At 74.5% G+C, this 1495-nt stretch carries 1 protein-coding gene; it reads right to left on the bottom strand.

The annotated features are described in order from the left end of the window. A partial coding sequence (locus I59_RS20920; protein WP_148286174.1) for an Ig-like domain-containing protein occupies window positions 1-1495 on the bottom strand: 1495 nt, incomplete at both ends.

Below are 1495 nucleotides of genomic sequence, written 5' to 3'. Positions count from 1 at the left end.
AGGTGCCGTCCGGGCGGACCGTGGTGTCCGTGTGCCCGGTGTCGTCGCCGGCGGTTGGCTGAAAGCGGACGACGGCGCCGGGGGTGCCGGTGCCCGTGATCGCCGGCTTGCTGCGTTCGGTGAAGCGCAGGGCGTCCGGAATCGTCAGCGCGAAGGGACGGTCACCGGCGTCGAGGAACCGTGCGCTCCACTCGCCGCCCGCGTCCACGATGGTGTGCACGGTCTTCCCGCCGAGCTCGAGCGCGACCTCGGCCCCGGGCTCCCCGGTGCCGACGACCTCGGACCCCGGCGTAAGGGTCCCGCCCGTCGACGGCGAGAGGATCCGCACGGGCGCGCCGTAGTCCGCCGTCACGTCGTCCTGCGCGACGACCTCGCCGTCCGAACGTTCGACGACCCGGAGGTCCTTCCGCCCGCTGGCGTCCGGTGCGCCGACCTCGACCTCGAAGTGACCGCGGGCGTCGGTCGTCGCCGTCCCGACGGCCGCACCGTCCGTCGCGCGGACCTCGATCGTCGATCCGGGCTCGGCGTCGCCCTCGACGTAGGCGGACTCGGCCGCATCGGCCGGGAACACGACGTCGGCGTCGAGCGAGGCGGCCCGGACGGCGACGGGCACGACGGTGCGCTGTCCGCCGACGCCGGCCATCTCGAGGACGACCGACGACGTCGCTGCCCGCTTCGCCCGGTCCACCGTGACGTCGATCGTCCAGGTCCCGTCGCGCCCGACCTCAACCGGGTCGGCCCGACCACCCGTGACGACCCGGACCGCGGCACCGGGGTCGCCCGTCCCGGAGATCGACGTGGTCCCGTCGACCCCGACCGGCGTCGCGTCCGACGCGGCGCTGATGCCGGCACCGTAGGACACGGTCCCCCAGCTCCGCTCGCGGACGGTCTGCCCGGTGGACACCGTGACGAGGACGTCGAGCTCGGTGACACCCCGGGGCGGGGAGTCGATGTGCGCTTCCCACGCACCCGTGGCGTCGGTGAACACGGTGCCCCGGACCAGGCTGGCGCCCCTGCGGTCGGTGACGAGGACGGTGCTCGACGGCGCGGTCCGGCCTCGGAGGACCGCGCGGTCGTTCGGGTCGTTCGTCGTCGGGGACGTCACGTCGAACGTCGTCGGCGGGACGGCGTCCGCGAAGCCGGTCTCGATGCCGAAGTCCGCGCCGGTGGCCGAGGCAGTGGCGGCGAGCCCGGCCGTGCCGTCGACACGGGCGGTCTCGTTGCCGAGCGCGTAGCCGTACGGCGAGGTGATCCGGCCGTCGGTGACGGTCCAGTTCGAGGCGGCGACACCGCAGCGGTCCTTGCTGATGCCGGCGCCGACCGTGCCGGCGGTGGTCTGGCCGAGGTACAGGCAGTACCCGAACGAGGCACCGCCCGCGACGATCTTGGCGAAACCGTTGGCGTCCGGGATGAGGGAGAACGGGGTGAGCCCCGCATCGGCCGCGGCGGCGGGACTGGGGTACTCCCGCAGCTCGGAGCGGTCGGGCGCCCCGGT

It is taken from the genome of Curtobacterium sp. B8 (assembly GCF_000333315.1).
GTDB classification, from domain to species: domain Bacteria; phylum Actinomycetota; class Actinomycetes; order Actinomycetales; family Microbacteriaceae; genus Curtobacterium; species Curtobacterium luteum.
The sequence above is the reverse complement of the archived record's forward strand: the minus strand, read 5'-3'. Positions and strand labels throughout refer to the sequence as shown.